Consider the following 22,881-nt stretch of genomic DNA (forward strand, 5'->3'; position numbering starts at 1 on the left):
TCGGAGGGTGTACAGTGTTCCAGTATTGTTATTTCTCGTGTGAGGGCTATTTCAAAACTAGTGAGATCAAAAGATATGTGACTATTGGGAACTAATACCAATCACGGTGCTTACACAACATGACTCGAGAGACACCTTCGGCAACCGACGGATCGACTCGACGACGATTCCTCGCGGGAACGGGCGCAGCCGGACTCGTCGGCGGAATCGGTCTTACCGGCAGCGCGAGCGCGCTGCTCGGCGACGCGGTAGACGGTCTCGTTAGCGTCGGCGAGACGCTCGTCGACGACACGCTCGACCTCGAGAGCGACGAGGAACAGGAGACGATCGTCGTCTTCGAAAGCAACGAGGACGCGGACCGCCTGCTGGAACTCGAGGCGATCGTCGGCCAGTTCGCCGTGTTACCGATGGCCTACGCCGAACTGACCGGCCCGCTGATCGAGACGGTCGCCGGCTGGGACGAGGTGCGCTACGTCTCGTCGAACTACGAACTCGAGTACCACAACGACGACGCTCGGGAGGACACGCGATCCACCCAGGTGCGGGAGGGCGAGGGGCTCGAGACGGCTTACACCGGCGAGAACGCACACGCCGTCGTCATCGACTCGGGCGTCGACGGCGCCCACCCGGACCTCGAGGACAACCTGCAGGCGAACCTGCAGTACGTCGGAATTCCCGAAGTCAACGAGGAACCGCTCTGGTGGCAGGACGTCGGCTTCGTCGACAGCGACAACAGCGGCCACGGCACTCACTGCAGCGGCAGCGTCGCCGGCGACGGCTCGGTCAGCGACGGCGAGTACGCCGGGATGGCGCCCGACGCCGACCTCACCGTCTACTCCTGCGGCGCCGGCGGCCTGTTGATCGTCTACATCGTCGCCGCCTACGACGACATGCTGCGCCGCCAGCGCGAGGGCGACCACGACGTCCAGGTCGTCTCGAACTCCTACGGGCCGATCGAGGACGACCAGCCGTTCGTCCCCGACGATCCGACGAACGTGGCGACCTGGCACGCCCACGAGGCGGGCATCCTGCCGGTGTTCTCGGCGGGCAACGACGGCCCCGAGGAGGGGACGTTGAGCCAGTACGCGAAGGCGCCCCACGTGCTGGGCGTCGCGGCGACCCACGCCGATCAGACCGTCACGGACTTCTCCTCCCGCGGTCGCTCGCAAGACGGCTCCTGGGACCACGACAACGACGACCGCGGGACGGCCTACGAGAACCTTACCGCGCTGTACGAGGGGGTCCCCGAGGACGAGATCGACGGCCCGCTCGGGATCTACCGCAACGGCGTCGCCGCCAAGGGTGGCGACGTGATGAGCACGCTCAACCCCGCCGACCCGCTGAACGCCGCCGACCCGGACGAGGAACTCTACTACGGACTCATGTCCGGGACGAGTATGTCCTGTCCCGTTACTGCGGGCTGTGCGACGCTCGTCGTCGACGCCTACCTCGAGAACCACGGCGAGAACCCCGATCCCATCGACGTGCTGACGACGCTCGAGGCGGCGGCCGTCGAGGACGTCCACGACACATATACCGCCGAGTCGGTCGGCGCCGGCTACGTCGACGCGCTGGCCGCCGTCGAACGCGCCGAAGCGGGCGACCTCGCGGAGTTCGGCGAGATCGAGATCGCAGCCGGCAGTCGCGAGTAGAACTGCTCGCCGTCGGTCGGGACCTCGAGATTCCGACCGTCCCGTCCGGGTCGAGCGCCGGGACCGCCGATTCGGTTGCGGCTCCGTCGGTGGGGCGAAAACGGTTCGTCGCTCGTCGGCGACCATCCTTCGCTCCAGTCGCTCACCCACGATAACGTTTAGGTGGGGGCGCCGTGACCTGCGCGTATGCATATCGGCGTCTGTTACTTTCCGGAACACTGGCCGCGCGAACGGTGGGAGACCGACGTGGCGCAGATGGCCGAGGCCGGCCTCGAGTACGTCCGCATGGCGGAGTTCTCGTGGGCCGTCCTCGAGCCCGAACGCGGCGAGTTCGACTTCGGGTGGCTGGACGAGGCGATAGAACTGATCGGGGAACACGGGATGCAGGCGGTGCTCTGTACGCCGACGGCGACGCCGCCGAAGTGGCTGGTCGACGAGCGACCCGAGATCCGGCAGGAGGAGCCCGACGGAACGGTTCGAGAGCACGGCAGCCGCCGCCACTACTGCTTCAACTCCGAGGCCTACCGCCAGGAGACCGAGCGCATCGTCACCGAGCTGACCGACCGCTACGCCGACAACCCGCACGTCGCGGGCTGGCAGACCGACAACGAGTTCGGCTGTCACCGCACCGTTCGCTGTTACTGCGACGACTGCGCCGCGGCGTTCCGCGAGTGGCTCGCCGAGAAGTACGGGTCGGTCGAGGCGCTCAACGAGGCCTGGGGGAACACCTTCTGGAGCCAGCGGTACGCGAGCTTCGAGGAGGTGGATCCGCCGGGACCGACGCCAGCCGACCACCATCCCTCGCGGCTGCTCGAGTACGCCCGCTTCGCGAGCGACTCGGTCGTCGACTACAACCGGTTGCAGGTCGATCTCCTGAGGGAGGCGAACCCGGAGTGGTTCGTCACGCACAACTTCATGGGCCGGTTCCCGACGCTCGACGCCTACGCGGTCAGCGAGGATCTCGACCTGGTCTCGTGGGACTCCTACCCGACGGGGTTCGCCCAGGATCGACTCGAGGGCGAACCGACGTCAGATCAGCTTCGGGCCGGCGACCCCGATCAGCTCGGGATGGACCACGACCTCTACCGGAGCGCGCTGGACCGGCCGTTCTGGGTGATGGAACAGCAGCCGGGCGACGTCAACTGGCCGCCGCACTGCCCCCAGCCGGGCGAGGGTGCGATGCGCCTCTGGGCCCACCACGCGACCGCCCACGGCGCCGACGCCGTGCTCTACTTCCGCTGGCGACGCTGTCTCGAGGGCCAGGAACAGTACCACGCCGGACTTCGGAAGCAGGACGGCTCGCCGGACCGCGGCTACCACGACGCGAGCCAGGCCGGCGCGGAACTGGCCGAGATCGAGGACGTCGACCACGTCGACGCCCCCGTCGCGCTGCTGTTCGACTACGACAACCTCTGGGCGCTCGACGAGCAGCCCCACGCGCCCGACTTCGACTACTGGAGCCTGCTCGACGCCTTCTACGGCGCGCTCCGCGCCCGCGGCGTCCAGGTCGACGTCGTCCACCCGAACACCGACCTCGAGGGCTACGACGCCGTCGTCGCGCCGGCGCTCCACCTCGTCACCGACGGCCTCGCGAACCGTCTCACGGACTACGTCGAGACGGGCGGCGAACTCCTCCTCGGTCCGCGGACGGGCGTCAAGGACGAGTACAACAAGCTTCGCCCGGCGCCGCAGCCGGGACCGCTCGCCGACCTGGTGGGTGCGACCGTCGACCAGCACGAGTCGCTACCCGCTCACCTCGAGACTCGCGTACGCCGCGCGGACGGGGCGGACGAGAGCTACGACTTTCGCACGTGGGCCGAGTGGCTGGAGGTCGACGCGGCCGCGCCGCTGCTCGAGTACGGCACCGACGGCGTCGAAGCGGGACGCACCGCGGCCGTTCGAAATACCGCCGGCGACGGAACCACGGTATACTGCGGCGTCTGGCCCGAGGACGACCTGGCGGACGACCTCGTCCGGTCGCTGCTCGCTCGAGCGGACGTTGAACATAGTGACCGGCTGCCGGAGGGCGTCCGGGTCAACGAGCGCGACGGGAGGACGTGGGTGACGAACTTCTCGAGCGACCGGGTCCGTCTCGATCCCGAGACGGACGTCGAGTGGCTGCTCGGCGACGCCGCGATCGGCGCCTACGACGTCGCGGTCGCCGACGGGCGGATCGTCGACGGACTCTCGGCCGAGGAACGGGACTGACAACAGCCGGGAGTTCGAATCGGTGGTTCGTTACCTGTAGCAGCCTCTGTCTCACCGCGGACCAGCCAGCCCTTGTTGCGGTGGCGCGCGCTGTCGACCGACCGAGCGCAAGTGAGGGCGGTCGACGATGCTGCGCGAGGGATGAGCGAACGAAGTGAGCGAAGCGCGGAACCGCAGGTTCCGCGGACCACGCGAACGGGTGCTGCGCACCCGTGAGCAGAAATCGGCTGGGGAGGGTGTGGAAATCCCCTGTGTTCGTGCGAGCAGAACCTGCTGCCGTCGGTATCATCACGAAAGCCCCTGGCCCCCTTTCAGTCCTACCCGACGGCGATTGACCGGCGCTGCAGCCTCAACGGCGGTTGTTCAATGTGCGCTCTATACGTAACAGCCGTTCCACGAGGATTTCTGAACAAAGAACCGTGTATCTTCTACTGAAGATCGTCCAGAAACGCCGCTCCGTGCTCGAGCGAGGCGGCGGGATCGGCCGGATCGTCGTGCTCGTAGACGAGCCACTCGGCGCGGGCGTCCGCAGCGGCCTCGGCGCACGATCCCATATCGACGTCGCCCTCGCCGATCTCGATGAAGCCGGGGTCGGCGTCGACGTCCATGTCCTTCATGTGGACCGTCCGGAGTCGTCCCTCGAGCGCGCGGATGCGCTCCGCGGGGTCGTCGCCCGCGACGAACGCCCAGCCGACGTCGAGTTCGATGCCAACGTCGGTCGCGTCGACGAAGCGCTCGAAAGCCGACTCGTCGCCGAGATCGGCGTACTCGTGGTCGTGGTTGTGGTAGTAGAGGTCCCACCCGTCTTCCGCGAGCGCGTCTCCGAGCGCGTCGATCAGCGCGGCGGTTTCGTCGACGGCCGCCGCGGATTCGAAGCAGTCGGGGTCGAGCCACGGAACGACGACACCGTCGACGCCGAGCGGCTCGTAGGCCTCGAGCACGGCCGCGCGGTCGTCCTCGAGGGCGCCGATCCCGACGTGGGGTGGGGTCGCCTCGAGCCCGTGGCGCCCCAGCGTCTCGGCGATCGCCTCCAGATCGTCGTGCAGCGGCGAGTACTCCCCGGCGAACTGCACGCCGTCGTAGCCCGCGTCGGCGACGCGGTCGAGAACCTCGGTCGTCGAGTCCTCGAGTTCGCGAACGCTGTAGAGGTTGATGGCAGTTTTCGGCATGGTTCGTCTCACTCGCTACCGCGGTAATGAGCTACCGGTGGCGGAAAACCAGTTCGGGTTCTCCGGCGTTACCACTCGGCGACGCTGCCGCCGTCGTAGCGCCAGATCGGGTTGTGCTAGTCGACGCCGCCGGTCTGGTCGCGGACGTGGTCCTCGTCGATCTCGACACCGAGTCCCGGTCCGTCCGGAATGTCGACGTAGCCGTCGCGGTACTCGAAGACGGAGAGATCGGCTAGATAGTCCAGCACGTCGCTGGTCTCGTCGTAGTGGATGTCCAGGCTCTGCTCCTGAATGACCGTGTTCGGCGAACAGACGCCGGAATGGCAGTGCGTCGCCAGTCCGATCGTCGTCGAGGACGAACCCGTCGCGGCGATCAGCGTCTCCGGGCCCGGCAGACCGGATGCGGGGCAAGCGCCTCGAGGAGGACGTGACCGGTCTCGTCGCGAGCACGACGAAAGCGATCGAACTCGAGTTACTGGACTCAAGTGGCGACGAAGTGTGAACCTCGTCTTCCCGACGGAGTGGGCGCCAGTCGCAGCCGTATCATCGCGCTAAAGACCCCCTCTACCGAATCGAGACTATGGGATCCGCACACCAGGTCGAGCGACGAATCGTCGACAGCGGAATCGTCGCAGTGCTTCGTGGAATCGACGCCGAACGGATCGTTCCGGTCGCTCGGGCGATCCACGAGGGTGGGGTCGGCGCGATCGAAATCACGGCGAACGATCCGCGAGTCCGCGAGAAGGTCGCGGCGGTCGACGACGCGCTCTCTGATACCGATGCCGTCGTCGGGGCCGGAACCGTCCTCGACGAGCCGACGGCGCAGTCGGTGATCGACGCCGGCGCCGAGTTCGTGCTGTCGCCCGACGTGAACCCCGACGTCGTCACGACGTGCAATCGCCACGGCGTGCTCTCGGCGCCGGGCGTCATGACGCCGACGGAAGCAGTCACCGCGATCGACGCCGGTGCGGACGTTCTCAAGATGTTTCCAGCGACTACCGTCGGTCCGGGCCACATCGGTGCGCTACAGGGACCGCTCGGCGAAATACCGATTCTGCCGACCGGCGGCGTCTCGCTCGAGAACGTCGGCGAGTTCTTCGAGGCGGGCGCGGCCGCCGTCGGCGTCGGCAGCGCGCTCGTCGACTACGAGGCGGTCGCCGAGGACGACATGGCACAGGTACGGGAGACGGCAGCGGCGTTCGTCGAGGCAGTCGCGGACGCGAGAAGTCGGTAGACTGGATCGACGCACGAGGGTACGGTTGTTCTATCGTCGCCGTTCGCGGTTTGTGTGGCAACGACCGTCCGACCGGTTGCTAGCGACTGCCGGGGGAGTGTTACTGATCGTGCGCGGAGACCCGACCGCGAATCGTCTCGGGGGCGGCGCCGTTGACCGTCGCGAAGACCGCGCCGAGGACCAGTCCGTAGACGAGGTGGCCGACCGCGAACAGGAGCGCGGCGAACAGTTCGCCCGCGAGTCCGGGCACCGGCAGGAACGGCAGGGGAAACGTCGCGACGCCCGCACGACTCATCGCGACCGGAAAGATCAGCCCGCCGGCGACGATGCCGAGCATCGTTCCGAAGACGATGCCAGCGATGACGTACTCGCGGAACGTGTCGACGAATTCCTGAACCAACCGTCTCGAGACGATTATCGCGAAGGCCAGGCCGAACAGCACGCTGAGCGTCAGGTGGATGGTCCACCCGGCCCCGATATCCGCCGCGGGGATCGGCGCAAGCCCGCCGAGCAGTTCGATCTGGTTGCCTCCGAGGTGGAGCACCAGTCCCATCGCGATACCGCCAGCCAGCCCACCGGTAAAGCCGCCACCCCAGCGGCCGACGCCGTCGACGGATTGTGTGTTATTCTCACTCATACGCTAGCGTAGGACTGCCTGAAAGAATAAGTCTGGCACTCGACAACACTCGTGATTCTCACTCGAGAGAGCAAGTGAGGAGCGCCCGTCCAAAACCGTTGCCGGACGAACGGACCGTTCGACGGCTCTTCCCGGCGTCACGCGTAGTTCGGGAAGTCGGGAGTGCGTCCGGACGAGGCCAGATTCTGTATATCGCCATATGATTTATCGAGGGAGCGAAGCCGTTCGACCGGCACTGTACGCGGTGGCCCTCGAGAGACGTCGGCCGTCGGATAGCCGTCGCTCACCGGTGAGATCCGTCGACGGAAAAGATGTGGCGCTGTCGCGAACGCTACGCGCGGATGGTCTCGAAGGACTCGTCGGCGATCGACGTCGCCAGTTCGTCACTCGAGAGGTCGTCCGGAACGTGCTGCGGGTACTTTCGGCGGAAGTAGCCGAGCACGTTGTCGAGATCACGTCGGAGGAACTCGTCGGCGTTCGCGTGATCGGTCGGGACGGCCTGGGGCCAGTCGAACACCTTCACGCCCTCCTCGCTCACGAAGACGTTGTACTCGCTCATGTCCGCGTGGACGTACCCCTCCCCGTACGCGCGCGAAATCTCTCTGACGAGCAGATCGAGGACGCCGACTACCTGCTCGTCCTCGAGTTTCGTCTGCGAGAGCTCCACGCCGTCCATCTTCTCCATCACGATGGCGTGGCGGTTCTGGTCGATCGGCCGCGGAACCGAGACGTCGGGGTAGAGCTCCTCGAGGATGCCGTGTTCGCGCTCGGCGGCCTTCCGGGCGGTGTACATCCAGGAGACGTGTTCGTTGTCGGACGTGTAATCGCGCTCCTTGTGGACCTCCCGGAAGTTCGTGTACCCCTCGCGGTGGTACTTCAGGGCCAACGGCTTGTACGAGCGCACCTCGTAGACGTCGCTCTCCTTGCCGACGCCGAGCGGCGAGCCGAACTCGCCGATCGTCTCCCGCTCGACCAGCGCTCGCAGCGCGAGGACGTCGTACCCCTCGAACTGGAGGGTGTAGCCCTCGTACTGGATCGTCTTCTTTTCGACCAGCCCGCGCTTGAGACAGCGCTCGAGGCGGTAGTCGACCTCATCTTCGGACAGGCCGGAGAACTTCGGGAGTTTCTCCCGCTGGACCCACTCGGAGAAGCGCATTCCCTGCTCTACGCCGGAGAGGAGGTAGAAGTCTTCCTGCTCGAGTTCGGGCAGTAATCCGGCGACGTTCCGCACCATGCGTCGGGGTAACCGCCGTGTACGTAAAAACGTCGTGACGACGGTTCCGTGACGACAGTTCGAGTCCGTCGATTCCTCGTCGGTTCGGTCGTTACCGGTCGTACCCGCGTTCTCGTCCGCTTCGAGTGCGCTGGGTCAGCGGCTACTCGCTCGATAAATCATATATTGCAATATTAAATCGAGTGCGCGACGGAATTGCTTTCCGTCGTGCTGTCCTGCGAACGAGCATGACAGCGCTTGCCGACCGCGAGTGGCGGCTCATCACCGACGACGCCCGCGAGGGGGCGACACAGATGGCGCTCGAGGAGGTCGCCGCCAGAACGGCCCTCGAGGACGACCTGCGGACGGTTCGGGTCTACTCGTGGGAGCCGAGTACCCTCTCGCTGGGGTACCGGCAGGAGCCCGAATCGGTCGACTGGGAGTACTGCGAGCGGGAGGAGATCGACGTCACGCGCAGACAGACCGGCGGCGGCGGAATCTACCACGATCGGTACGCCGACATCTCGTACACGATCGTCGCACCGGCCGACGAGGTTCCCGGGGATCTGATGGACTGTTACGCCCTGTTCTGCGAGCCGATTCTCGAGGCGTTCGACCGGATGGGAATCGACGCGGACTTCGCCGCCGCGGAGCAGGAGTCGATCTACTACCCCTCCTGCTACCTCCGAGACATCAATCCTGCACACGACGTCGTCGCACCCGCGAGTGCTGGCGCGGACGCGAAGAAGATCAGCGGCAACGCCCAGTATCGCCAGCGCGACGTCGTGATTCAGCACGGTTCGTTGAGCTACGACCTCGAGCCCGGCCACCACGTCGGCGTATTCGACACCGACGTCACGCCGGAGACGTTTGCCGGTCGGGTGACCAGCATCCGCGAGCAAGCGGGTATCGACCGCGACACCGCCGTCGAGACGATCGCCGACTCGCTTCGGGACTGGTGTGACGCCGTGGACGGTGACTGGCAGGAGGACGAACTCGAGGCCGCTCGCGCTCTCGCCGACCGGAAGTTCGGGACCGACGCCTGGGTCCGGAATCGGGAGGTGCTCGAGGCGGACGGCCAGTAGTGATTCGGCGACTCCGTTATACCTATCACGAGCGGGTACCGACTGGCTGCCATGAACGTCGGCGCACACGTTTCGATCTCCGGCTCGCGCGTCTCCTCCGACGACGAAACACCGCCCTACAGCGACATCCGAAACGCGGTTCACCGCCAGCTCGCGTTCGGCGGCAACTGCGGACAGGTGTTCACGACCTCGCCGCAGGTCTGGGCTCAGCCCGAGCTGAGCGACGAGGCCGCGGCGGGCTTTCGCGAGGAGAGCGACGAACTGCTCGAGGGACCGTGGGTGATCCACTCCGCCTACCTCGTCAACCTCTGTACGCCGAAAGACGACCTTCGCCGGAAATCGAAAGAGAGCATGCAGGCGGAACTCGACGCCGCCGAAAAACTGGGAATTCCGTACGTAAACGTCCATCTCGGCGCCCACACGGGTGCCGGCGTCGAGGGCGGCCTCGACAACGCGGCGAGTCTCATCGACGAACTCGACGTCCCCGAGGACGTCCAGATCCTCATCGAGTCTGACGCGGGCAGCGGCACGAAACTCGGCGGCGAGTTCGAGCACCTCGCGGGGATCATCGACCGGACGGAGACCGACATTGGCATCTGTATCGACACCGCCCACACGCTGGTCGCGGGCAACGACCTCACGACCCCCGAAGCGGTCGACGAGACGGTCGGCCGGTTCGACGACGAGGTCGGCCTCGAGCACCTCGAGTACATCCACCTCAACGACTCGAAGCACGACGTCGGCACGCACAAGGACGAACACGCCCACGTCGGCGAGGGCTACATCGGCGAGGACGGCATGCGTGCGATCGTCAATCACCCCGATCTGCGGGCGCTGCCGTTCGCCCTCGAGACGCCGACCGAAGACGGTCGCGGCTTCGCGTGGAACATCGAGAAGGTGAAAGAACTCCGAAACGACGCGTAAGCCGTCATCAGTGCGGCGATTCTGAAACCGATCCGTTTTTACTCGCACTCTCGTACGCACTGGCGTGCGCGAGTTCTCCGAAACCTACCTCGAGCGGACCCGTGAAGGGATGTGGGACGACACCCGGGCGGCGCTCGAGCCCCTCGAACTCGACTCTCGCGACCGCGTCCTCGACGTCGGTTGCGGAACCGGCGAACTGAGTCGCGTGCTCGCGGCGGAGTGTCCGGACGAGGTAGTCGGCTGCGACGCCGATCCCGATCTCCTCGAGTTCGCCGGCGAGCGCGTCCCGGTCGTCGCCGGCGACGCCCTTCGCCTGCCGTTCCCCGACGACGCCTTCGACCTCGTCGTCTGCCAGGCGCTGCTGATCAACCTTCCCGAACCGGCGGCCGCGCTCGCGGAGTTCGCCCGCGTCTCGAGCGACCTCGTCGCCGCCGTCGAACCGGACAACGGCGCGGTCGAGGTCGACTCGACCGCGCCGACCGAAGAGCACCTCGAGGCGCGAGCGCGACGGGCCTACCTCGACGGCATCTCGACCGACGTGACCCTCGGCGCCGATACCGAGGACGCGTTCGCGGACGCGGGCCTCGAGGTGCTCGAGACACGACGGTACGACCACGAGCGGACGATCGAACCGCCGTACGGCGAGACGGCGTTGACGATCGCACAGCGCAAGGCGACCGGCGCGGGGCTGGCCGACGACCGGGAGACGATGCTCAAGGGGACGATGAACGACGAGGAGTACGACGACCTTCGAAGCGACTGGCGGTCGATGGGTCGGAACGTCATCGAGCAGATGGAAGCGCGATCCTACCGCCGGACCGAGGCGATCCCGTTTTTCGTCACCGTTGGACGGGTGTAAACGATTCGTCACGTAGAGAAGGCAAACCTAACGGGGGTACTTCTGACAGCGGCTCTATCACCATTACCGCCGGCGCTGAATACGCAGCGCGTGTTGCTCAGTCTCCGATACTCCCGGCGAGGTGAACGCGATTCGTCCACCCGGCCGTGTCACGCGAAGCAATTCTCGACCGGCGTCATCGGGCGGTTCTGCGAACACGTGGCCGAGACACGAGAGGGTAACGTCGAACGCGTCATCTTCGAACGGAAGATCCGTCGCGGAGCCCTCCTGCCAGTCGATCGGCTCGACGCCAGCGATCGTCGCGTTTTCGCGCGCCTCGTCGAGCATCGCCGGGACGATGTCTAACCCCGTGACGCGCGCCCCTCGCCGCGCGGCGGTGATCGCGGCGTTCCCCGTCCCGCAGCCCACGTCGAGGACGGCGTCGGTCGCACTGATCCCGGCAGTCCCGACGAGGTGAGCCGCCGTGCCCAGAAAAGTCGGTGCGATATCGGAATAGGAACCGAGAGACCACACTCGTTTTGTCTGCTCGTCCGAAGAGCGTGTCTTGGAAGTCATGATTCTACTCGAAGAGAGGCGCTCTGACGTGGTATAGACTCGCGTAGAGAATCGCTCACACTGCGAGTGGCTCTCACTCCGTGAATAGTTCCGGATCGAGCAGTTCCCCCTCACGGCGATAGGTATCAATGGTCGACTCTGCCCACGAGCGAACCGTTTCGTCCGTGGTCTCTATTACTGCGCGTGGAGCCCCCTCGTCACCGGATAAGCACAACAGTACCACGTCATCGATCAGGAACACGGTGACCGGGATTGTGCCCGTGTGCCCGAAGAACTTGGCCTGCCCAGACTCGACCATCTCCCGTGCGTGATCAACCATCCGGGGGGTCAGTTCCGATTCTTTCGAGCGCTCTCCGGTCGACGACGCTTTCGAGTTCGAGAGTCCCCTCGACGGTTCCTCGCCAGCATACCTCCATGACGTCGGAGAGGTGCGAATACGAGGTGACTCGAACCCGGTCGGCGATTCGTAGCCGGCGGGTGATGTGTGTCGTCGGCGCGAGTGCGTCGCTCTTGGACGGGCGGATGATCTCCGCCCCGGCCAGACATCCAAGGTCGAAATCGAATCCCTCCCGAGGGAACCACTCGACCACCTCGTTGAGTCCCGGAACGGGCTCGAAGCGCTTCAAGAGGTCCGTAAACTCTTTCGCGACGTAGTCGCCGACGGGCGTTGTCTCGTATTGCCTGCTATCTCGCGTTACCCATCCTCGCTGTTCGAAGTCGCCTAGGATACGGGCGAGGGTCGCTCTCGAAACGTCGGTTTCGTATTCGATATCGTGTCGCTCCATCGGCTCCTCTACGAGGGTGTCAAGTACTCTAATGCGGTTCGGCGAGCGAGCGAGAAATTCGATTTCTTCGAGGGGCGACCGGATACCATCGAGTGGGAGACTCATTGCTGAGAGCGTTTCGTGTGCTAACTATTGACAAAGAGGGTGCATAAACCCCCGGTCTATACCGTAGCGGCCCTCACCCGAGCCTCTCTCGAGTGTATCCTCTATATCCAGCACGACGCCTCGACAGCTATCGGTGAGATCGGTCGTCTCTCCGCTACCTGCTCGCCCCGTACGCACCACGGTACTCACTCGAGCACGCGACCAACTGGCAACACGGATTTCCACGTCCCCTCGAGCCGATTTCTGCTCGCGGGTCCGCAGCGCCCGTTCCCATGGTTCGCGGAACGAAGGTTCCGCGCAACGCTCACACGGTGTCGTCGATCAGTGCTCGCTGTCACTCGAACTGATCGACAGCGTGCGCCACCGTGACGTCGCTCGGCCAGTCCGAAGACTCGTCGTCGATTCGCGTCCGACGACCGTTTCACGACGACTTCGTCCCACCGACCCCTGTTAGTTCGAGTCCGCCTCGTCCGTTCTCCCCAGTAGCGAGACGTAGATCCCGATCAGTCCGATGCAGACCACGAAGACGCCGCTCCAGAGGTCGAGCATCCCGAGCAGCGCGAGCACGGAGCCCGCGAGCACGAGCGCGGTATTCGCGAGGACCGCGATCCGAGACGTATCGATCCGCGAAGTAACCGACGACGACGCGTTCATACGAGCAATCACCGATGGAGTCGACAAAATTCTTTGCACCCGCGGCTCAGACCACGTCGCCGCGCACCGTCACACCGTCCTGCTGTTCGCGCCAGGCGTGGAGTTCCCGGGCGGCGTCGCTCGCCTCGTCGTCCTCCATCCCGAGCATCTCGAGCGCGGCCGACAGCGTCGGCAGGGCGAGTTCGCTCTCGCGAAGCTTCCGGAACGCCTCCTCGCTTCGCGTGCCGTCGACCCAGAGGCAGACGCCGCGGGGGTCGAGCAACTGGGTGTAATCGTCCCGGAGTTCCGCGCCGCGGAGCCGCTGGGTGACGTTGTCCTCGAAGCTGGCGTTACAGACCTCGAGGTGGATCGGTTCGTCGTCTCCGAGGAGATGGGCCGCGAGGCACTTTTCGGGTGCGGCGTGGCCGTTCGCATTGGCCCGGAGGTGTTCGGGGTAGTCGGCGGCCCAGTCGGCCCGGACCGACTCGCCGACGCCCTCGATGCCGTACTCCTCGCCGGGATCCGTCTCGGCGTCCGCCGGGCGCTCGTCGCGCATGAGGATATCCTTCGTCAGGTAGACGTCGAGCCGTTCGACGGGGTCGACTCCCAGCGCGACGTCGCCGAACGCCCAGACTTCGCGAACCGGAACCGGCATCCGCTCTCGTTCGACGGTTTCGACTAGGTTTTCGAGCCGATCGACCGCGTCGCTGCGGCCAAATTCACTCATTGTACTGACGTCGGGTCTCGAGTCGCAAAACCGTTTCTCAGTACCGGACAGAGGGCCTCTTCGAGTGCACCGTTCGCGAGAACTCAGGCCGCTTTTCCCCGGTCAGTCGTCACGTAAACGGTGTTGCGGACGGTCGCGTGGACCGTTCCGTCGGCGTCGACGAGGTCGACGGTGTAGTGGCGATCGATCGACTCCGTTCCGTCGGTCGCCAGTTCGGCCTCGATCGCGTCGATCTCCGCGTCGGTCAGCGTAAACGTCGCGTACAACGTCTCCCTACCGGGTTTTTTGAACCGGATCTCCGCCTCCTTGTCCCAGACCACGTAGTCGTCTCCGAGGCAGTTGATCAGCATCATCATATAGAACGGATCGACGGCTGCGTACATACTGCCGCCGAAGGTCGTGCCGACGTAGTTTCTGGTCCGCCAGTTCAGCGGGAGTTTTACGCGAATTTCCTGCCAGTCCGGCGAGATATACGTGACGCGACCGCCGGTCCGGCGATACGCGGGAAAGAGGTTGAACCCGATCCGATAGAGGTGCGATCGAAGTGAGGCGAGCATACGCTCTGGTGGACGAGCGCGAGGAAAGTCATTTGTAAACGCCGGACTCGCAGCCGCCGGTTGTTCTCGGCGATGTGTCCACCGGCCGCGCGGGCGATCATCCGCCTCGAATGGGGGAAAGCGTGTCAAGAGATCGGGTTTTTTATCGTATCGCACCGAACGAAAAGCTATGAGACACCGAATCTTCAACGAGGACGGCGAGGAGGAACTCGTCTTCGTCATGGGCTGGGGCAACCGATGGACCCACGAGAACGTCAGTTGGCTCATCGGTCGGCTGACCGAGGCGGGCTACCGCGTTCACGCCTTCGAGCTTCCGACGAACATCGACGACTTCAAGGCCGACTGGCTCGAGCCGATCGCCGAGTACGTCCTCGACCTCGAAGAGTACCAGCTGCTGGGCCACAGCGCCGGTGCCCTCATCGCTCAGGCCTTGGACGGCGCCGACAATCACGTCTATCTGAGTCCGTGGTGGGGGTACGGAGACCAGTTCCCGGAACCGCTGCTCGAGGCCGCCTCGCGCCTCCAGACGTCGTTCCCGTGCCTGCCGGTCGGCGAGATGGACAGGACCGCGCTCGGCGAGAAGGCCACCGATCACCAGCTCGCGACGATGCCGCGCTGGGTGTCGCCGGCGTTCGTCCGCGAGACCCGTCACGCACAGCAGGAACTCCTCGCGATCGATCACGACGCCGTCGTCTTCTGTTCGCTTCGGGATCCCGTCGTCAGTCTTCGACCGATCGGCGAACGGGTTCCCGCCGAACACGTGGTGCTCTACAACGGGGGTCACGAACTGTTCTCCTCCGCGGGACGGGAGCGCTACGTCGAACTCCTGCTCGACGCGCTCGAGAACGGGGCCGAGGCCGTCGAAGCGCGCGAAACGGTTCCCGCCTGAGCGGCCTCGCTCCCCTCGAGTGAGAGACGAAACGGACATACGCGCTCGTCGGTAACCTGTTCCCGATGGATTGTAACCGGTGTGAGGAGGAGGCGATCATGCACGCCGCCTACTCCGGGGCACACCTCTGTGAGAACCACTTCCGGAAGTCGGTCGAAAAGCGGGTCCGACGCCGGGTGCGTCGGGACGACCTCGTCCCCCACGACGTGACGCCGGAAGACCCGCAGACGTGGGTCATCGGACTCTCGGGGGGGAAAGACAGCGTCGTGCTCACGCGGATCCTCGACGACACGTTCGCCGAGGACCCCCGCATCGAACTCGTCGGACTGACGATTCACGAGGGAATCGAGGGCTACCGGGACAAGAGCCTCGAGGCCTGCGTCGATCTCACCGACGAGCTCGGCATCCGCCACGAGGTCGTCAGCTACGAGGAAGAGTTCGGAATCAAGATGGACGACGTCGTCGAGGACGACCCCGAGAACATGGCGGCCTGCGCCTACTGCGGAGTCTTCCGGCGGGACATCCTCTCTCGATACGCCGACGACCTCGGTGCCGACCTCCTCCTGACGGGACACAACCTGGACGACGAGGCCCAGACCGCGATGATGAACTTCCTCGAGGGCGACGTCGCCCAGATCGCCAAACACTTCGACGCGAGCCTCGGTCCGCTGTCCGAGCGCGGCGACCAGGACGAGTTCGTCCCGCGTGCGAAGCCGCTGCGGGACGTCCCCGAGAAGGAGGTCGCGCTGTACGCCCACGTCGAGGACCTTCCCGCGCACATCACCGAGTGTCCCCACGCCAGCGAAGCCTACCGCGGCGAGATCCAGCAACTGCTGTACGACCTAGAGGAGAACCATCCCGGAACGCGCCACTCCATCCTCTCCGGGTACGAGGAACTCGCCGGCATCGTCGCCGACGACCTCGGCGGCGAAGACGGTCCCGACCTCCGGGACTGCGCCGAGTGTGGCTCGACCACGACGCGTGAGGTCTGCCGAAAGTGCTCGCTGCTCGAGTCGCTGGCCTGACCGTCCTCGAGCCGCGTATACGATTGTCATACGCTCGCTAACTGATCGCTCGAGCGGTCGAAACGGAACCTCGTCCGGCGATTTTGCCTGCGTTATCATCGACTCAATCTCGAACAGCGACGCGACTGTCCGACGTGTCGTACCCCGTTATCGAATCGTCCGCCCCCTGTCGTCGGCGTCGTGACTCACGGTCGGTAGTCGTTCGAGAAGTGTGCGACCGGCGATCGGTGTGGTGTGTCGATCACCAGCGTCGTCGGCAGTGATGTGTCAATCGCGGCGGTGCCGGATCGGTGGTGTGTCAATCGCGGCACCGCGTTGTGGTGTGTCGGTCGCCGACGACACTGGATCAGTGGTGTGTCGATCGTGGGATCGCCGGTCGCGCGGTGTCGCCGTCAGCGGTAACCGATTAGTGGTGTGTCGATCGGTGGTGTGTCGATCGGTGGTGTGTCGATCGGTGGTGTGTCGATCGGTGGTGTGTCGATCGGTGGTGTGCTAATCGTCGGATTACCGGATGACGTCGACGCCGTTCTGCCGCTCGAGTTCGTTCGTCCCGCCGTCGCTCTTCGCGCCGTATTGGCGCTGTTTGACGTTGTTGCTCGCGTCGAAGTCCGAGTCGTTCACTCCTTCGATGCTCTCACGGGACTTGTCGGCCTGTTTCTGCGTCGTCGGGCCGAGCACCTGGGCGCTCTGGACGCCCGTCATGATCGCCATGACGCGGACTTTGCCCTTGTAGTTCTCCTGAATACGGGCACCCCAGATGACGTTCGCCGAGGCCTCGAGGCGCTCGGTGATGTTGTCGGCGATGCCCTCGGCCTCTTTCAGGGTGAGGTCGGGACCGCCGGTGATGTGAACGAGACCGCCGGAGGCACCGCGGTAGTCGACGTCCAGCAGCGGGTGGTTCATCGCGTCCTTGACGACCTCGTCGCTCTTGTTCTTGTCCTGGGTCTCGCCGACCAGCATCACTGCGACACCGCCCTGGTTCATGATCGTGGACATGTCCGCGTAGTCCAGGTTGATCAGGGACGGCTGGGTGATCGTTTCAGAGATCCCCTTGACGGTCTCGGCGATGATCTGGTCCATCACCGAGAACGCCTTGCCGATCGGGAGGTTCGGGACGTAATCGAGCAGCCGGTTGTTGTCCAGCACGATGATGGAATCGGCCTGGTCGCGGAGTTTCTCGAGGCCTTCCTCGGCTTTCACCGTGCGGGCGCGCTCGACGTTGAACGGCGTCGAGACCATCCCGACGACGATCGCACCCTGCTCTTTAGCAATCTTCGAGACGACGGGGGCGGCACCCGTACCGGTGCCACCACCCATCCCTGCGGTCACGAACACGAGGTCCGCGTCTCCGAGGACCTCCTTGATCGTGCTCTGGGCCATCTCGGTCGCGCGCTCGCCCATCGACGGATCGCCGCCGGCGCCGAGACCGTTCGTGAGCGACTTGCCGACCAGGATCTTCGTGTCGGCCTCGATCATCTTCAGGTGCTGTTTGTCCGTGTTGATCGCAACGGTGTCAGCACCGTCGACGCCGATGTTGTACAGCCGATTGATCGTGTTGTTCCCGGCGCCGCCACAGCCGACGATGACGATCCGCGGTTCGCCGAACTCGTCGTCGTCCATGGATTCGTCCATCTCGCGGGCCTCTTCTTCGGCGTTCTCGAGTGCATCCTGAACGATATCCTGCATCGTTACACCTTGGCCCAATTGCGTTTGCCAGTTTGCTCGGCTCGTCCGTCGGCCTGCTCGTTGATCATCTCACGAACAGCCGAACGGATGGCCTCGCTGCGGTTCGGGAACTCACCCGAGTCGACCAGTTGTTCGACCTCCTCGATCTGCTGTTTCGGAATTCGCAGTGTCACACGCTCCATGATTGTATTCCCCGTTGGGGTAAGACGGTGTGCGCCCCTGTCAGACGCGCGGTGTCTTACACCGAAACCGCCCGACATCGGGCGGTTTCTGGCAGTTATCTGCCTGTGTAAGACGACCGTCTTACGCGACTAATAGCGAGACTGTCGTAGATATTAAAGCTTTCGCCCGGGACGAGCTTCTGTGTATTACAACAGTCCTTATTTAGGACGGGTGGTGTCCAGCACGTCCGCGGCAGGTGTCCGACGGCCGCAGCTCGGACAGAACGACCAGTCCGATCGAACCTCGTCGCCACACTCGCAAAATAGCCGGTGGGACGCTTTCTCACCGCAGTTCGGGCAGTATACGTGCTCCGCGTCCACGTGTTCGCCACACTGTCCACAGCTGGTCTCACGCTCGGACGGACGGTGGCGGTCCTGCTCGGTGTCGGCTTCGGCAGCCGTGACTCGAGTCCCGGCCTGGTTCTCGTTCGGTACGTGTCCTCCTTCGAGCGAGATCGAGACGTTCACGTCCTGCGGTTGGGGGGACGGCTGACGCTGTCCGACACGGTGATCGCCGAGTCGTTCCGTGAGCAGATCGTCGACACGCTCTCGGACCAGATCGTCGATCGCGGTCTCGGCCGTCCGCTCCGGCTCGGACTGTCCCTCGTCTGCGAGGAAGGCTCGCAACGCCTCTCGCATGACCTCGCTTTTCGAGGCGTCGAGCTCCTCGAGTTGCGAGACGAGATCGTCGTCCGCCCGGAACGTGATCTTGCTCATTGTCGCAAGCTATCCCCCTGTTAACAGTCCACCTATATCAATCATTCCTCTGCGAACGAATTACCGGAATGACACTACTACCGAGAATGATAACCCTTATGTCGTCTACGGCGACTACGTACGAGTGCAACCGCCCTTAGCTCAGACTGGTAGAGCAGTCGACTGTAGATCGACTTGCCCCCCGTTCAAATCGGGGAGGGCGGACTTCTCCTGCGAACGAACTACATTCGAGCGACGGCATTGGGGTCTGACCCATATGCGTCGAAAGTCGCCCGCGAATTGACCATATGGCCTGGTACACTCTCCACAAAGCGGGTTCGGGCTGACAAACGCAGGCCAGATGGTTAAAACCTGTTACCAATACTTCTTCGTAGTCACGATCGAGATAACCGATCCGAAAGATCAGACCTGAACCCACTCATCTGGGTCTCAGAGCCACTTCCTGGCACGTGAGCGTAATACAACCGTCGTCGGTGCATTCAATCAACACACCCCTTCAACTGTTCTCTGACGGCGACGGTAACTGACGTTGCTTCTTTACGGTTTATGAACTGAAATAGCTCAGACCCACCCCTCCGATTTTTGGAGAATTGGTGTCGCACCAGGAGCACAGGTATCCAACGACCGCTTTCAGATTGCTTTAGGATTTCAGTTCGTTATCCAAAGTACCTACTTCCATTCTTGAGCTCGAGCTTGATTATGAGAAAAGGATTTACATAACAACCCGAGTGAGTGAAACCGTGAGAAAAGCACTTTGAAGCACTCTGAACCCGTCTGAGGGTTCAGACTGCGTTTCCCGGTCGTAGAAGTTGCGCCGATGGCCGACTCTCTACAGGTTATCCATCCCGACGACATCGCCGTTACTCGTACAGGAAGTTAAGCAGGTACACGACAACCAGCATCCCGGAGATGATGAGGAGTGCTCCAGGGTTGAACATGACCGCCCTGGAGGGGCCAAAGTAGGCGTTCAGAGTGAGACCCACCCATCCGGCCGTCATGAAGATCGCCATCCCCGCCAGGGTAAACTGGAGTACGAGGATGAGGAAGACTAAATTCTCCCCGAACCGCCCACCATTAAACCGGAGCTTTGGGTCTGTGTTATTCGTGGCCATGGTACGTGGTCTGTACCTCATTGGTTTAAGCATTGTCGTGTTTCTGTACTAAGAATCTACCCACGTCTCACAGTGTTCAAATCGAGGAAGGCGAACTCTCGTTCGAAGCAGACACGGCTTGAGGCCACCCACGGACGAACCGCGGCCAATCCTCTCAGGTGAGTCGTTCGTCTGACGGTAAGACGGCTATCGACGTCCGTCGTCCGACCGAGAATCGACGGAGTCCGTGCGAACAGTGAAGAGACGTGATCAGTCGACGTCTTTTCCGAGGCTCTCATCCGCGAGTACGAAGTCAGCCGAGCCGCAACCACACTCTTCTCTTCCGATCGGCTGAACCGCTCCGTTGGGCCACTCCCGCGCGGCGTATACGGAGGCGCAGCTGGCACACGCCGCCAGAACTCGAGAAACGTCGTCCCGTTCGGCCATCCCTCTCGACGAATACTACGTGAGAACTCTAAAAATAGTTTGCCCCGCCGTAAACACGTTCGCGGACCGAGCAACTGCACAGCAACTACACGCAACGCCGGTAATTTGCGGACGGTCTCCGATGAGTTCGTCCGCGCTCTCCGTAAGAGTCCGCGCACGCGAGCGCTGGCCGCGCCCTCGAGTACCGCCAGCCCTCCGCCGAGATAGTGACAGGCTAACGACGAGATCGGCATCGGGTCGACTGACGGCCGATAATACGGCGATGTTTCGGTCGAGAGAACGGTTCCGGTCGACGCTCCGAAATACGAAACGAGCGATGAATCGACGGTGTCGGGTGGAAATCACGACAATCCGGCCAAATGGTGTGTAACTCGGAACCACTGTCGCCGCGTTCAATACCCCTGCGTCTCCTGGACGAGCATGCCGGAGGTTAGAGATCCCACGGCCACGGCCGAATGGCGTCTTCGTGGCGCCCGTTCGGCCGCTTATGACACACCACCTGCCGTTCGGGAGTTCTCTACCGGGCATTCCTATCGATGACGCACGAAGAGCGATAGAAGACGGCGGCGTGTGAAACGTGCGGGGCGATCCGTGTCGCCTGGATACTGTCCGACGGGAGCGTCGTTCCGGTTAGTACCACCGTCAAATGTGAGTGTGACAGGACTGTACTACGCGTGTTCGAAGGAATCGAGACGTACCAGACGAGGAGTGAAAGACGGCCACCCCCTCGAGGACGTGCTGGCCCGCTGGACAGCGTTCAACTCGGCCGTATCACGTTTTACGCGAATCCGAATTACGGTTGTCTCGCTGGTAGCTCGAGTTCGATATAATTTCAAGCGAAAGTATTATAATCTTATCCGCAGTACCTGAAAACGAGCTGGCTGGTAAACGAGGTGGTGGATCGGCCCCAGTCCAGCTTACCTGCACCCTTCGTTCGTGGATCACCGGACCCGGGTAGCGATCGCTGAAGTGGACGTCGCTACGGGCCCGACTCTCTCGAGCGTCTCGTCCTCGACGGTGCGAGTCCCTGTACGACCGAACCCAATCAATTATGCAAAACCGTTATACATACGATCGTTGATATCTCGAACTGGGCTGGGACGGTAGGTGGTAATCATACTGCGAAGCCCGGCCCGATTTTCCGAAATCGCGCTCCGGGAGCGTGTCGACGTCGAGGGAACCGTTCGAGAGCATCGTTCCTGCGGTAGCGGAAGCGAAACGGGCGGTAACCGGCGGCTCACCGCTACTACCGCGGGATGTGAGACGACGTGCGGGAAGAAGAGCCGCGGAATGTGACAAACCGCACATCGAGAGGTTCGAAGTCGAAGTCCGTTCGGGCACGCTCTCGCCGGCAGACCGCTTTTGCCCCGTCTCGTGATAGCTACGGCCATGAGCGAGGACGGACCGAGCCGCGACCGCGCACAGGATCGTGCCGAACAGCGCAAATCTCGGCGGGCCGCCGAGACGGAGTCGATCCTCGAGGACGTCGAACGCCACCTCGGAGAGCTCGAGTATCCGGTCACGAGCGAGGAGATCGCCTCCGAGTACGGCAGTGAGCCGATCGACATGCCGAACGAGACGGAGTCGCTCGGAAGCGTCTTCGATCGGCTGGCCGGCGAAGAGTACGACTCGCCCGAGGAGGTTCGCGAAGCCGTCTACGGCGAGGTGACGGGCGAGGCCGGGAGCCAAGGGGAGGCGAATCCCGAACGCGATCTCGAGCAATTGGACGAGCAGAAGCAGGGGTCGGCCAGCGAAAGCGGCGGCGACGCGCTCTGAGCCGGTCGGTTCGGGGGCGACGACCGTGAGAGCAGAACCGATTTACGTCAGGGTCGTTTTCACTCGAGTATGGATTACGAATCGAGTCTCAACCGAGCGATGGACGAAGTGCCGGACATCGGCGGCGACGAGAGCCGCCTGGAGATTCCGGATCCGGAAACGCAGAAAGACGGCGCGTTTACGCGGTTTACGAACCTGGACGACATCGCCGACGTGCTTTCGCGCGACGACGAACACGTCCACCGGTTCATCCAGCGCGAGATGGGGACCAGCGGCAAACTCGAGAACGGCCGCGGCCGGTACAACGGAACGTTCTCCGAACAGGACTTCAGCGCGGCGATCGACGCCTACGTCGACGAGTACGTCCTGTGTTCGGAGTGTGGCCTGCCGGACACCCGTCTCGTCCGCGAGGACCGCACCCCGATGCTTCGCTGTGACGCCTGTGGTGCGTTCCGTCCCGTCACGAAGCGCTCCTCGAGCAGCCAGCAACAACAGCAGGCCGACGCCGTCGAGGAGGGTAACACCTACACGGTCGAGATCACCGGCACCGGGCGCAAGGGCGACGGTGTCGCGGAGAAGGGGAACTACACGATCTTCGTCCCCGGTTCGGAGGAGGGAGACGTCGTCGACATCTACATCAAAAACATTTCCGGAAACCTGGCGTTCGCTCGACTCGCCTGATTCGG

Annotated in this window: 23 protein-coding genes, 1 tRNA gene and 1 pseudogene; 11 read left to right on the forward strand and 14 right to left on the reverse strand. The window is 63.8% G+C overall.

The features are described from left to right. The first annotated feature begins 119 nt into the window (after positions 1–119). Both NED97_RS15015 and NED97_RS15020 read left to right on the forward strand, forming a co-directional pair. Positions 120–1,652 (forward strand): S8 family peptidase, encoded by a 1,533-nt coding sequence (locus NED97_RS15015; protein WP_252487831.1) that lies wholly within the window; start codon positions 120–122, stop codon positions 1,650–1,652. 186 nt (positions 1,653–1,838) lie between these two features. Next, the gene (locus NED97_RS15020; protein WP_252487832.1) at positions 1,839–3,860 is read left to right on the forward strand and encodes a beta-galactosidase; all 2,022 of its coding nucleotides are present in this window, start codon (positions 1,839–1,841) and stop codon (positions 3,858–3,860) included. A 428-nt stretch (positions 3,861–4,288) separates the two neighbouring features. Here the strand turns inward: NED97_RS15020 and NED97_RS15025 are convergent, their stop codons facing one another. Beyond that, entirely contained in the window at positions 4,289–5,029 is a 741-nt protein-coding gene (locus tag NED97_RS15025) for a sugar phosphate isomerase/epimerase family protein (RefSeq protein WP_252487833.1), read from the reverse strand. Positions 5,030–5,145: 116 nt separating this feature from the next. Further along, a pseudogene (locus NED97_RS15030) lies at positions 5,146–5,343 on the reverse strand (enolase C-terminal domain-like protein); the annotation flags it as partial. Positions 5,344–5,609: 266 nt separating this feature from the next. On the opposite strand from NED97_RS15030, the gene NED97_RS15035 reads away from it, so the two are divergent. Continuing rightward, positions 5,610–6,263 (forward strand): bifunctional 4-hydroxy-2-oxoglutarate aldolase/2-dehydro-3-deoxy-phosphogluconate aldolase, encoded by a 654-nt coding sequence (locus NED97_RS15035; protein ID WP_252487834.1) that lies wholly within the window; start codon positions 5,610–5,612, stop codon positions 6,261–6,263. 100 nt (positions 6,264–6,363) lie between these two features. Here NED97_RS15035 and NED97_RS15040 read toward each other — a convergent pair whose 3' ends face one another. Further along, positions 6,364–6,900 (reverse strand): hypothetical protein, encoded by a 537-nt coding sequence (locus NED97_RS15040; protein WP_252487835.1) that lies wholly within the window; start codon positions 6,898–6,900, stop codon positions 6,364–6,366. A gap of 331 nt (positions 6,901–7,231) precedes the next feature. Further along, a complete protein-coding gene (locus NED97_RS15045; RefSeq protein ID WP_252487836.1) occupies positions 7,232–8,134 on the reverse strand; it encodes a serine/threonine-protein kinase RIO2 in 903 nt (300 codons plus the stop codon). 227 nt (positions 8,135–8,361) lie between these two features. On the opposite strand from NED97_RS15045, the gene NED97_RS15050 reads away from it, so the two are divergent. The 3 genes from NED97_RS15050 to NED97_RS15060 all read left to right on the forward strand — a co-directional run bounded on the left by NED97_RS15050 (position 8,362) and on the right by NED97_RS15060 (position 10,981). Then, on the forward strand, positions 8,362–9,198 hold the full coding sequence (locus NED97_RS15050) for a lipoate--protein ligase family protein (protein ID WP_252487837.1): 837 nt from the start codon (positions 8,362–8,364) through the stop codon (positions 9,196–9,198). 51 nt (positions 9,199–9,249) lie between these two features. After that, positions 9,250–10,122, forward strand: coding sequence for a deoxyribonuclease IV (locus NED97_RS15055; protein ID WP_252487838.1), 873 nt, complete (start codon positions 9,250–9,252; stop codon positions 10,120–10,122). Positions 10,123–10,186: 64 nt separating this feature from the next. Then, positions 10,187–10,981: a class I SAM-dependent methyltransferase gene (locus NED97_RS15060; RefSeq protein WP_252487839.1), complete on the forward strand. Its 795-nt coding sequence runs from the start codon at positions 10,187–10,189 to the stop codon at positions 10,979–10,981. Between the two features lie 63 nt (positions 10,982–11,044). On the opposite strand, the gene NED97_RS15065 is transcribed toward NED97_RS15060, so the two are convergent. The 6 genes from NED97_RS15065 to NED97_RS15090 form a co-directional block, all read right to left on the reverse strand. After that, positions 11,045–11,536 (reverse strand): class I SAM-dependent methyltransferase, encoded by a 492-nt coding sequence (locus NED97_RS15065; RefSeq protein ID WP_252487840.1) that lies wholly within the window; start codon positions 11,534–11,536, stop codon positions 11,045–11,047. Positions 11,537–11,609: 73 nt separating this feature from the next. Next, on the reverse strand, positions 11,610–11,855 hold the full coding sequence (locus NED97_RS15070; RefSeq protein WP_252487841.1) for a transcriptional regulator FilR1 domain-containing protein: 246 nt from the start codon (positions 11,853–11,855) through the stop codon (positions 11,610–11,612). Further along, the gene (locus NED97_RS15075) at positions 11,848–12,426 is read right to left on the reverse strand and encodes a helix-turn-helix transcriptional regulator (RefSeq protein ID WP_455429862.1); all 579 of its coding nucleotides are present in this window, start codon (positions 12,424–12,426) and stop codon (positions 11,848–11,850) included. The genes NED97_RS15070 and NED97_RS15075 overlap by 8 nt, the downstream gene beginning before the upstream one ends. Before the next feature lie 450 nt (positions 12,427–12,876). Then, positions 12,877–13,080 (reverse strand): hypothetical protein, encoded by a 204-nt coding sequence (locus tag NED97_RS15080; RefSeq protein WP_252487843.1) that lies wholly within the window; start codon positions 13,078–13,080, stop codon positions 12,877–12,879. Positions 13,081–13,126: 46 nt separating this feature from the next. Next, entirely contained in the window at positions 13,127–13,786 is a 660-nt protein-coding gene (locus NED97_RS15085; protein WP_252487844.1) for a DUF7095 family protein, read from the reverse strand. 83 nt (positions 13,787–13,869) lie between these two features. Continuing rightward, positions 13,870–14,343 carry a DUF4442 domain-containing protein gene (locus NED97_RS15090; protein WP_252487845.1) on the reverse strand — a complete coding sequence of 158 codons (474 nt, stop codon included), beginning with the start codon at positions 14,341–14,343 and terminating at the stop codon, positions 13,870–13,872. Positions 14,344–14,512: 169 nt separating this feature from the next. On the opposite strand from NED97_RS15090, the gene NED97_RS15095 reads away from it, so the two are divergent. Together NED97_RS15095 and ncsA are read left to right on the forward strand one after the other, a co-directional pair. Then, positions 14,513–15,232 carry an alpha/beta fold hydrolase gene (locus NED97_RS15095; RefSeq protein WP_252487846.1) on the forward strand — a complete coding sequence of 240 codons (720 nt, stop codon included), beginning with the start codon at positions 14,513–14,515 and terminating at the stop codon, positions 15,230–15,232. Positions 15,233–15,297: 65 nt separating this feature from the next. Continuing rightward, entirely contained in the window at positions 15,298–16,257 is a 960-nt protein-coding gene (gene ncsA / locus NED97_RS15100) for a tRNA 2-thiolation protein NcsA (RefSeq protein WP_252487847.1), read from the forward strand. Positions 16,258–16,761: 504 nt separating this feature from the next. Here ncsA and ftsZ read toward each other — a convergent pair. From ftsZ to NED97_RS15115, 3 genes are all read right to left on the reverse strand, one after another. Further along, positions 16,762–17,943: a cell division protein FtsZ gene (ftsZ, locus tag NED97_RS15105; protein WP_252487848.1), complete on the reverse strand. Its 1,182-nt coding sequence runs from the start codon at positions 17,941–17,943 to the stop codon at positions 16,762–16,764. 2 nt (positions 17,944–17,945) lie between these two features. After that, the gene (locus tag NED97_RS15110; RefSeq protein WP_252487849.1) at positions 17,946–18,125 is read right to left on the reverse strand and encodes a ribbon-helix-helix domain-containing protein; all 180 of its coding nucleotides are present in this window, start codon (positions 18,123–18,125) and stop codon (positions 17,946–17,948) included. A 198-nt stretch (positions 18,126–18,323) separates the two neighbouring features. Continuing rightward, a complete protein-coding gene (locus NED97_RS15115) occupies positions 18,324–18,881 on the reverse strand; it encodes a double zinc ribbon domain-containing protein (protein WP_252487850.1) in 558 nt (185 codons plus the stop codon). Positions 18,882–19,011: 130 nt separating this feature from the next. On the opposite strand from NED97_RS15115, the gene NED97_RS15120 reads away from it, so the two are divergent. Next, positions 19,012–19,085 (forward strand) — tRNA-Tyr (locus tag NED97_RS15120). Positions 19,086–19,741: 656 nt separating this feature from the next. Here the strand turns inward: NED97_RS15120 and NED97_RS15125 are convergent. Continuing rightward, positions 19,742–19,993, reverse strand: coding sequence for a hypothetical protein (locus tag NED97_RS15125; RefSeq protein WP_252487851.1), 252 nt, complete (start codon positions 19,991–19,993; stop codon positions 19,742–19,744). Positions 19,994–21,808: 1,815 nt separating this feature from the next. Here NED97_RS15125 and NED97_RS15130 point away from each other — a divergent pair. Together NED97_RS15130 and NED97_RS15135 are read left to right on the forward strand one after the other, a co-directional pair. After that, positions 21,809–22,195: a DUF5789 family protein gene (locus NED97_RS15130; RefSeq protein ID WP_252487852.1), complete on the forward strand. Its 387-nt coding sequence runs from the start codon at positions 21,809–21,811 to the stop codon at positions 22,193–22,195. Positions 22,196–22,264: 69 nt separating this feature from the next. Continuing rightward, positions 22,265–22,876: a translation initiation factor IF-2 subunit beta gene (locus NED97_RS15135; RefSeq protein WP_252487853.1), complete on the forward strand. Its 612-nt coding sequence runs from the start codon at positions 22,265–22,267 to the stop codon at positions 22,874–22,876. The last annotated feature ends 5 nt before the right edge of the window (positions 22,877–22,881 follow it).

The organism is Natronococcus sp. CG52 (genome assembly GCF_023913515.1).
GTDB classification, from domain to species: domain Archaea; phylum Halobacteriota; class Halobacteria; order Halobacteriales; family Natrialbaceae; genus Natronococcus; species Natronococcus zhouii.

What these genes read in the sequence shown, in the direction of transcription:
- NED97_RS15070 (WP_252487841.1), bottom strand. Translation starts at nt 11,855, where the DNA reads ATGGTTGATCACGCACGGGAGATGGTCGAGTCTGGGCAGGCCAAGTTC.
- NED97_RS15015 (WP_252487831.1), top strand. Translation starts at nt 120, where the DNA reads ATGACTCGAGAGACACCTTCGGCAACCGACGGATCGACTCGACGACGA.
- ncsA (WP_252487847.1), top strand. Translation starts at nt 15,298, where the DNA reads ATGGATTGTAACCGGTGTGAGGAGGAGGCGATCATGCACGCCGCCTAC.
- NED97_RS15055 (WP_252487838.1), top strand. Translation starts at nt 9,250, where the DNA reads ATGAACGTCGGCGCACACGTTTCGATCTCCGGCTCGCGCGTCTCCTCC.
- NED97_RS15020 (WP_252487832.1), top strand. Translation starts at nt 1,839, where the DNA reads ATGCATATCGGCGTCTGTTACTTTCCGGAACACTGGCCGCGCGAACGG.
- NED97_RS15110 (WP_252487849.1), bottom strand. Translation starts at nt 18,125, where the DNA reads ATGGAGCGTGTGACACTGCGAATTCCGAAACAGCAGATCGAGGAGGTC.
- NED97_RS15075 (WP_455429862.1), bottom strand. Translation starts at nt 12,426, where the DNA reads ATGAGTCTCCCACTCGATGGTATCCGGTCGCCCCTCGAAGAAATCGAA.
- NED97_RS15090 (WP_252487845.1), bottom strand. Translation starts at nt 14,343, where the DNA reads ATGCTCGCCTCACTTCGATCGCACCTCTATCGGATCGGGTTCAACCTC.
- ftsZ (WP_252487848.1), bottom strand. Translation starts at nt 17,943, where the DNA reads ATGCAGGATATCGTTCAGGATGCACTCGAGAACGCCGAAGAAGAGGCC.
- NED97_RS15050 (WP_252487837.1), top strand. Translation starts at nt 8,362, where the DNA reads ATGACAGCGCTTGCCGACCGCGAGTGGCGGCTCATCACCGACGACGCC.
- NED97_RS15085 (WP_252487844.1), bottom strand. Translation starts at nt 13,786, where the DNA reads ATGAGTGAATTTGGCCGCAGCGACGCGGTCGATCGGCTCGAAAACCTA.
- NED97_RS15130 (WP_252487852.1), top strand. Translation starts at nt 21,809, where the DNA reads ATGAGCGAGGACGGACCGAGCCGCGACCGCGCACAGGATCGTGCCGAA.
- NED97_RS15040 (WP_252487835.1), bottom strand. Translation starts at nt 6,900, where the DNA reads ATGAGTGAGAATAACACACAATCCGTCGACGGCGTCGGCCGCTGGGGT.
- NED97_RS15025 (WP_252487833.1), bottom strand. Translation starts at nt 5,029, where the DNA reads ATGCCGAAAACTGCCATCAACCTCTACAGCGTTCGCGAACTCGAGGAC.
- NED97_RS15065 (WP_252487840.1), bottom strand. Translation starts at nt 11,536, where the DNA reads ATGACTTCCAAGACACGCTCTTCGGACGAGCAGACAAAACGAGTGTGG.
- NED97_RS15125 (WP_252487851.1), bottom strand. Translation starts at nt 19,993, where the DNA reads ATGGCCACGAATAACACAGACCCAAAGCTCCGGTTTAATGGTGGGCGG.
- NED97_RS15035 (WP_252487834.1), top strand. Translation starts at nt 5,610, where the DNA reads ATGGGATCCGCACACCAGGTCGAGCGACGAATCGTCGACAGCGGAATC.
- NED97_RS15045 (WP_252487836.1), bottom strand. Translation starts at nt 8,134, where the DNA reads ATGGTGCGGAACGTCGCCGGATTACTGCCCGAACTCGAGCAGGAAGAC.
- NED97_RS15135 (WP_252487853.1), top strand. Translation starts at nt 22,265, where the DNA reads ATGGATTACGAATCGAGTCTCAACCGAGCGATGGACGAAGTGCCGGAC.
- NED97_RS15080 (WP_252487843.1), bottom strand. Translation starts at nt 13,080, where the DNA reads ATGAACGCGTCGTCGTCGGTTACTTCGCGGATCGATACGTCTCGGATC.
- NED97_RS15095 (WP_252487846.1), top strand. Translation starts at nt 14,513, where the DNA reads ATGAGACACCGAATCTTCAACGAGGACGGCGAGGAGGAACTCGTCTTC.
- NED97_RS15115 (WP_252487850.1), bottom strand. Translation starts at nt 18,881, where the DNA reads ATGAGCAAGATCACGTTCCGGGCGGACGACGATCTCGTCTCGCAACTC.